At 54.3% G+C, this 6671-nt stretch carries 8 protein-coding genes and 2 tRNA genes; 2 read left to right on the forward strand and 8 right to left on the reverse strand.

Annotated elements, in window-relative coordinates; all coding sequences use genetic code 11:
- Positions 1-50: 50 nt before the first annotated feature.
- From ilvE to ilvL, 5 genes are all read right to left on the reverse strand, one after another.
- Positions 51-980 (reverse strand): branched-chain-amino-acid transaminase, encoded by a 930-nt coding sequence (gene ilvE, locus IM313_RS21470; protein WP_003860182.1) that lies wholly within the window; start codon positions 978-980, stop codon positions 51-53.
- An 18-nt stretch (positions 981-998) separates the two neighbouring features.
- On the reverse strand, positions 999-1262 hold the full coding sequence (gene ilvM, locus IM313_RS21475; protein ID WP_003860184.1) for an acetolactate synthase 2 small subunit: 264 nt from the start codon (positions 1260-1262) through the stop codon (positions 999-1001).
- A complete protein-coding gene (gene ilvG, locus IM313_RS21480) occupies positions 1259-2905 on the reverse strand; it encodes an acetolactate synthase 2 catalytic subunit (RefSeq protein WP_192972117.1) in 1647 nt (548 codons plus the stop codon). The genes ilvM and ilvG overlap by 4 nt, the downstream gene beginning before the upstream one ends.
- A 2-nt stretch (positions 2906-2907) precedes the next feature.
- Positions 2908-2958 carry a peptide IlvX gene (gene ilvX / locus IM313_RS21485; RefSeq protein WP_166792073.1) on the reverse strand — a complete coding sequence of 17 codons (51 nt, stop codon included), beginning with the start codon at positions 2956-2958 and terminating at the stop codon, positions 2908-2910.
- An 86-nt stretch (positions 2959-3044) separates the two neighbouring features.
- Complete coding sequence (gene ilvL, locus IM313_RS21490; protein ID WP_001311244.1) at positions 3045-3143, reverse strand: ilv operon leader peptide; 99 nt, start codon at positions 3141-3143, stop codon at positions 3045-3047.
- A gap of 340 nt (positions 3144-3483) precedes the next feature.
- Here ilvL and IM313_RS21495 point away from each other — a divergent pair, with 340 nt between their 5' ends.
- The gene (locus IM313_RS21495; protein WP_048959813.1) at positions 3484-5004 is read left to right on the forward strand and encodes a YifB family Mg chelatase-like AAA ATPase; all 1521 of its coding nucleotides are present in this window, start codon (positions 3484-3486) and stop codon (positions 5002-5004) included.
- Between the two features lie 27 nt (positions 5005-5031).
- Here IM313_RS21495 and IM313_RS21500 read toward each other — a convergent pair whose 3' ends face one another.
- Complete coding sequence (locus IM313_RS21500) at positions 5032-5370, reverse strand: DUF413 domain-containing protein (protein ID WP_008501577.1); 339 nt, start codon at positions 5368-5370, stop codon at positions 5032-5034.
- A gap of 118 nt (positions 5371-5488) precedes the next feature.
- Here IM313_RS21500 and hdfR point away from each other — a divergent pair, with 118 nt between their 5' ends.
- A complete protein-coding gene (gene hdfR / locus IM313_RS21505) occupies positions 5489-6310 on the forward strand; it encodes an HTH-type transcriptional regulator HdfR (protein ID WP_028014823.1) in 822 nt (273 codons plus the stop codon).
- A 99-nt stretch (positions 6311-6409) separates the two neighbouring features.
- Here the strand turns inward: hdfR and IM313_RS21510 are convergent.
- Both IM313_RS21510 and IM313_RS21515 read right to left on the reverse strand, forming a co-directional pair.
- Positions 6410-6485: transfer RNA gene (locus IM313_RS21510), tRNA-Trp, on the reverse strand.
- 54 nt (positions 6486-6539) lie between these two features.
- Positions 6540-6616 (reverse strand) — tRNA-Asp (locus IM313_RS21515).
- Positions 6617-6671 lie beyond the last annotated feature (55 nt).

Raw genomic sequence — 6671 nt, forward strand, 5'->3', positions numbered from 1 at the left:
CTCCCGTCTGACTATTTAATGGGACGGTGCGTGCCGTCCCACATTTATACTTAGTGATTAACCTGATCCAACCAGCCGTATTTATCTTCTGTTTCGCCGGTGAAGAGGCCAAAGAACGCTTGCTGAATGCGCTTGGTGACCGGGCCACAGCGGCCTTCGCCCACCTGGATACCGTCTACGCTGCGAACCGGCGTGATTTCAGCCGCGGTACCGGACATGAACACTTCGTCTGCCAGGTAGAGGGATTCGCGGGACAGCACCTGCTCGCGCACTTCGATACCCAGATCTTTCGCCAGCTTGATGATCGCATCACGGGTGATGCCCGGCAGCGCGGAAGAGGTGAACGGCGGGGTAAACAGAATGCCGTCTTTTACTTCAAACAGGTTTTCGCCCGCGCCTTCTGAGATGTAGCCGTTCACGTCGAGGGCGATGCCTTCCTGATAGCCGTGGCGGCGCGCTTCGCTGCCGACCAGCAGTGAGGAGAGGTAGTTACCGCCCGCTTTTGCGGCGGTCGGGATGGTATTTGGCGCCACGCGGTTCCAGGAAGAAACCATTGCGTCGATCCCCTGATCCAGTGCTTCTGCGCCCAGGTAGGCGCCCCACGGGAACGCAGCAATGATCACATCGGTGTTGTAACCGGCCGGCGGGTTCACGCCCATGCCCACGTCACCCACAAAGACCAGCGGACGAATATAGGCGCTGGTCAGTTTGTTCTGGCGAATCACTTCGCGGCAGGCTTCCATCAGCTCATCAACGCTTTGAGAGACCGGGAAACGATAAATTTTGGCTGAGTCATGCAGACGCTGCATGTGTTCGCGATGGCGGAACACCACTGGCCCTTTGTGAGAATCGTAGCAACGGATGCCTTCAAACACGGAGGTACCGTAGTGCAGCGCATGGGACATCACGTGAACTTTCGCGTCTTCCCAGCGAACCATCTCACCATTGAACCAAATGTAATCAGCTTTTTTTGTCGTCATTTTTTCGTCCTGTCACGCTCAAGCGCGGATTTGTTGTGATGTGGTTGTGCTCTGGCAGATGGCAACATGGGCAACGTCTACCAGCTTTGATAACTGACTAAACAGTAAGTCGACCGGCCGCGGGCTGGCAACGGTTAATTCGATACTGATGTTCTGGGCGTCGGTGGCCGTTTCCATATTCATAGAGCAAATCTGAAAGCCACGGTGGCGAACCACGCGCAATACGCGTTCTAACGTTTCCGGGTTGAAGCGAGCCTGCACGGCGACCTGATGTTGCATCATGATAATTTCTCCAGCATTTGTGAGTTACTGGCACCGGGCGGTACCAACGGCCAGACGTTCTCAAGCTCGTCGATTGAGACATGAAGCAGGTATGGCCCTTCGCTTGACAGCATGGTGTCGAGTGCCGCTTCAACCTGGTCTTTACGGGTGATGTGCTGGCCAGGAATGCCGAAGGCGCTGGCCAGGGTGAGGAAATCGGGGTTATCGGTCAGGGTTGTCTCGCTGTAACGCTCCTGGAAGAACAGCTGCTGCCACTGGCGAACCATTCCTAAACGCTGGTTATCGAGCAACACGATCTTCAGCGGTAACTGCTTGCGCTTCACGGTGCCGAGCTCCTGAACGTTCATCATGAAGGAGCCGTCACCGGAGATACAGATCACGGTATCGTTCGGGCGGGCCACCTGTGCGCCAACGGCTGCCGGCAGGCCAAAGCCCATCGTGCCTAAGCCGCTGGAGGTGATGAAGTTCTCCGGGCGGGTGTAGGTCATGTGCTGGGCTGACCACATCTGATGCTGGCCCACATCCGTCGTCACCACGCTGTCGGCGGGTTTACGGTCAGACAACTGCTTCAACAGCAGCGGCGCATAGATGGCATCGCCTGGGTGATCGTAACGCCAGGCATGCTCAGCGCGCATGTCTGCGGTGTGCTGACGCCATGCGTTGATATCCAGCGGCTGCTCCAGCGCCGGTAACAGCGCGTTAAGATCGCCCTGCAACGCCACGTGCGCCTGACGCAGTTTGTTCATCTCCGCCGGGTCGATATCCATATGGATCACTTTGGCATTCGGCGCGAAGGTATTCAGCTTGCCGGTGACGCGGTCATCGAAACGGGCGCCTGCGACGATAAGCAAGTCGCACTCCTGCACCGCCAGGTTTGCCGCTTTAGTGCCGTGCATTCCCAGCATGCCGAGGTAGTACGGGTAGTCCGCGTCGACTGCGCCCAGACCTTTCAGGGTGCAGGTGGCGGGCATTTGCGTGGTCGCAAGGAACGCGCGAAGCGCCGGAACAGCCTGCGCCATACCCACCCCGCCGCCGACGTACAGCATCGGCTGCTTCGCCTGCGCCATCATCTGACGCGCTTCTTCAACGTCTGCATACGGGAACGCATCGTCGCTTTTCACGGTGGAGAAATGCGGCTCCAGATCGCCAGGTGCAACCTGGATATCTTTCGGGATATCCACCAGAACCGGGCCAGGACGGCCAGAACTGGCAACCTCGAACGCTTCGGCCATCACGCGCGGCAGCTCTTCGAGGGACTGAACGAGGAAGCTGTGCTTGGTGCAGGCCAGCGATAAGCCGAGGACGTCTACTTCCTGGAAGGCATCGGTGCCGATGAACGGAGAGGCCACTTGACCGGTAATCGCCACGACAGGAACGGAATCGAGCAGCGCGTCAGCCAGGCCGGTGATCAGGTTCGTTGCGCCCGGACCTGAGGTCGCCATGCACACACCGGTTTTACCGGTCGCGCGGGCATAGCCGATGGCTGCCATCGCTGCGCCCTGCTCGTGTCGGCACAAGAGGTGTTCCACGCCGCCGTCATACAGTGCATCGTAAATCGGCATAATTGCGCCACCTGGATAACCGAATACGGTTTCGACTCCCTGCGCGCGCAACGCATGTACTACCCATTGTGCCCCATTCATAGTTAGTTCCCCGTCATAAATCTGGAGAAACAGAATTTTGTGCTAGTCGTCATTCTCTGCTCCTCATTTAAGTTTTTTAGTCATAAAAAAACCCCCGGACCTTTCGGTGCGGGGGTCTTAGTTCGTTAAGGCTTGATTTCTAAGCCTTTCCTCGTCCAAGTGCAGCCCCGCACGGTGGGATAATAATCACCACCACGCTAATCACGACCAGGCTAATCACTCGTAGAAGGGCTGTCATTTTCAGTTCTTTTTGCATCTTGTTCGAAGGAATACCTAAAGAGTTATCACAGTTTTTAAATCAAACACAAGATTTATTTATGAAGGATTTGATTAGCAAGCGAACCAAATTTCATGAACGCATTGTTTTATATGAGGAAATTTGGAAGTGAATATTTTTCATTTTTTATTGCAGATCTAACCGTTAAAGCGCGCCTTTTTACATTTTGCGAGTGTGCTTCCACGGTGATGCAATGGTTTCAATGCCCCCTGAAAATCTCTGAACAGGCAGCGTAAATACGTCAAAAGAGGCTAAACAGAGCAAACAGGCACTGGCATAGTCAAACCAGGAGGTAGTACAAATGTCACTGTCGGTTGTTTATACGCGAGCAGCTCTCGGGGTAAAGGCTCCGCTTATTTCCGTAGAGGTTCATTTGAGTAATGGGCTGCCCGGACTCACGCTTGTAGGGTTACCTGAAACCACGGTTAAAGAGGCCAGGGACCGCGTTCGTAGCGCAATAATAAACAGCGGTTATACCTTCCCCGCAAAGAAGATCACCATCAACCTTGCTCCCGCTGACCTGCCCAAAGAGGGTGGGCGATACGATTTACCTATCGCAATTGCGCTTCTCGCGGCTTCTGAGCAGCTTAATACGACCAGGCTAGGCTCGTATGAGTTCGTGGGTGAACTCGCGCTCACAGGCGCACTGAGAGGCGTTCCCGGTGCGATATCGGGAGCGCTGGAAGCCATACGTGCAGGGCGGCAAATCGTTGTGGCCAATGAAAACGCATCAGAAGTGAGTCTTATTGCAGAAAAGGGATGTCTCATCGCCGGGCATCTTCAGGAAGTGTGCGCCTGGCTGGAAGGCCGCCATGAACTGTCCGAGCCGGAAGAGTGCGACGAGGCTATAGCGGATGCGCCAGAAGACCTCAGCGAGATCATGGGACAGGAGCAAGGGAAACGGGCGCTGGAGATTACGGCAGCGGGTGGGCACAATCTCCTGCTGATTGGCCCGCCGGGTACGGGCAAAACCATGCTGGCGAGCAGGCTAAGCGGGTTGCTCCCGCCGCTTAATAACCATGAAGCGCTGGAAAGCGCCGCCATCTATAGCCTGATCGGTTCGACGTCGTTGCACAAACAGTGGCGTCGACGTCCCTTTCGTTCCCCGCATCATAGCGCGTCACTGACGGCAATGGTCGGCGGTGGGTCTATTCCGGGGCCGGGTGAGATCTCGCTGGCACACAATGGCATTCTGTTTCTCGATGAGTTGCCTGAGTTTGAGCGCCGCGTGCTGGATGCGCTGAGGGAGCCCATTGAATCCGGTGAGATACATATTTCACGCACGCGAGCCAAAATAAGCTATCCCGCCCGTTTTCAGCTCGTGGCGGCGATGAACCCCAGTCCGACGGGGCATTATCAGGGCAACCATAACCGCTGTACGCCAGAGCAGACGCTGCGCTATCTGGGAAAGCTGTCTGGCCCGTTTCTCGACCGTTTCGATTTATCACTGGAAATCCCCCTTCCGCCGCCGGGCCTGCTCAGGCAGACGGATAAACTGGGTGAAAGCTCCGCGCATGTTCGCGAGCGGGTTATCGCGGCACAGGCGAGACAGTATGCCCGTCAAAACAGGCTGAATGCACGACTGGATAATGCAGGGATCCGACAGTTTTGTTCTCTTAACGTTGAAGATGCGGCTTGGCTGGAGGAGACGTTGACGCGCTTTGGGCTTTCCATACGTGCGTGGCAGCGCTTGTTAAAAGTAGCCAGAACCATTGCGGACGTGGAGGGCTGTACTGATATTGCGAGGAAACACTTGCAGGAAGCGCTGAGCTATCGGGCGATCGATCGTTTGCTTTTGCATCTGCAAAAGTTACTGGCATAAAAAAAGGGGCCGTAGCCCCTTTTTTTATTAGTCGTCAGACTCGGTGTAGTCTTCTGCACCTTCCATCTGCGGTTTACCGCCAGACAGCGTATGGAAACGTTTTGGACGCTTAATGCGAGCCATGTACTTGATCCATACACGTTCTGCTTCAGACTGCGGCTCACGCTCACCACGGCACACTGAGACAAACTGCTTTTCATCTTCAGTTGCAGGCTCACGTTTACCCAGATCCAGCTCGTTAAAGGCATAACCATGACGCTCAAGCAGCTGCGCCTCTTTGATGGTGAAATCGCCGTGACGAGAGAACCCGCGCGGATAATGTTTATTGTCGAAAAAACGATTAGTCGTCGTAAAGCTTTCCGCCATCCTACACGCTCCTAATTCTTTGGCCGAGCTATTTATGGCGCGGAGTATTAGTTACGCTTGACAGAGTGTAAAACAAAACATTTAAATCATAACGACAAATTATTTTGCGGAGAAAGATGTGGATACGGAATTGCTAAAAACTTTCCTTGAAGTGAGCAGAACGCGTCACTTCGGGCGAGCCGCTGAAGCCCTTTACCTGACGCAGTCAGCAGTCAGTTTTCGTATTCGACAGCTGGAAAATCAACTGGGTGTGAATCTTTTTACCCGCCATCGCAACAATATCCGCCTCACGCCTGCTGGTGAAAAACTGCTTCCGTATGCGGAGACATTGATGAATACCTGGCAGGCAGCGCGCAAAGAGGTTGCGCATACGTCGAGGCACAACGAGTTCTCGATAGGGGCCAGCGCATCTCTGTGGGAATGCATGCTCAGTCAGTGGCTTACCCGGCTATATCACTCCCATGGCCATTTACAGTTTGAAGCCAGAATTGCGCAACGTCAGTCGCTGGTTAAGCAACTTCATGAGCGTCAATTGGATCTGCTGATCACTACAGAAGCCCCCAAGATGGACGAATTTAGCAGCCAGATTGTTGGACAGTTCGGTCTGGCTCTTTATGCTTCTGAACCCTCAAAGATGAAAGCAGACCTGACCTATTTGCGGCTGGAGTGGGGACCTGATTTTCAGCAACATGAGACGGGATTGATCGCACCTGATGATGTTCCACAGTTAACAACCAGTTCTGCCGAGATTGCCTGTCAGCAACTCCCCTTGCTGAAGGGTTGCACCTGGTTACCAGTCCGTTGGGCAGATACCAAGCCTGGACTGCATACCGTGGTGGATTCCACTACCCTTTCGCGGCCGCTGTATGCGATTTGGTTGCAAAATAGCGACAAGCAATCGCAAATAAAAGATCTATTAAAAATCAATGTAATGGATTGATGCTGAGGCCAGCAGGGACGCTGGCTGCATTTAAGAATGCTGAAATCTCATCGGGTTTCAGGCAAAAAAAAATCCTTTGCCGAAGCAAAGGATTCTATATGGCAGGGGCGGAGAGACTCGAACTCGCGACACCCGGTTTTGGAGACCGGTGCTCTACCAACTGAGCTACGCCCCTAAAGTTTTTTGCCGTTAAGCCTGCCATTACTGGCAGGCTTAACGTCTTAATAAGTGGCGGAACGGACGGGACTCGAACCCGCGACCCCCTGCGTGACAGGCAGGTATTCTAACCGACTGAACTACCGCTCCACCGAAGACTGCTTGTACCACGCGGAGTAATGCAACGGCTTTCTCGTGAATTTCG

The sequence above is a fragment of the Enterobacter cloacae complex sp. P2B genome (genome assembly GCF_014895985.1).
GTDB classification, from domain to species: Bacteria; Pseudomonadota; Gammaproteobacteria; order Enterobacterales; family Enterobacteriaceae; genus Enterobacter; species Enterobacter bugandensis.

Excerpts from the sequence above, each read along its gene's own strand:
- ilvG (WP_192972117.1), bottom strand. The coding sequence starts at position 2,905 with ATGAATGGGGCACAATGGGTAGTACATGCGTTGCGCGCGCAGGGAGTC.
- ilvL (WP_001311244.1), bottom strand. The coding sequence starts at position 3,143 with ATGACAGCCCTTCTACGAGTGATTAGCCTGGTCGTGATTAGCGTGGTG.
- ilvE (WP_003860182.1), bottom strand. The coding sequence starts at position 980 with ATGACGACAAAAAAAGCTGATTACATTTGGTTCAATGGTGAGATGGTT.
- IM313_RS21495 (WP_048959813.1), top strand. The coding sequence starts at position 3,484 with ATGTCACTGTCGGTTGTTTATACGCGAGCAGCTCTCGGGGTAAAGGCT.
- IM313_RS21500 (WP_008501577.1), bottom strand. The coding sequence starts at position 5,370 with ATGGCGGAAAGCTTTACGACGACTAATCGTTTTTTCGACAATAAACAT.
- ilvM (WP_003860184.1), bottom strand. The coding sequence starts at position 1,262 with ATGATGCAACATCAGGTCGCCGTGCAGGCTCGCTTCAACCCGGAAACG.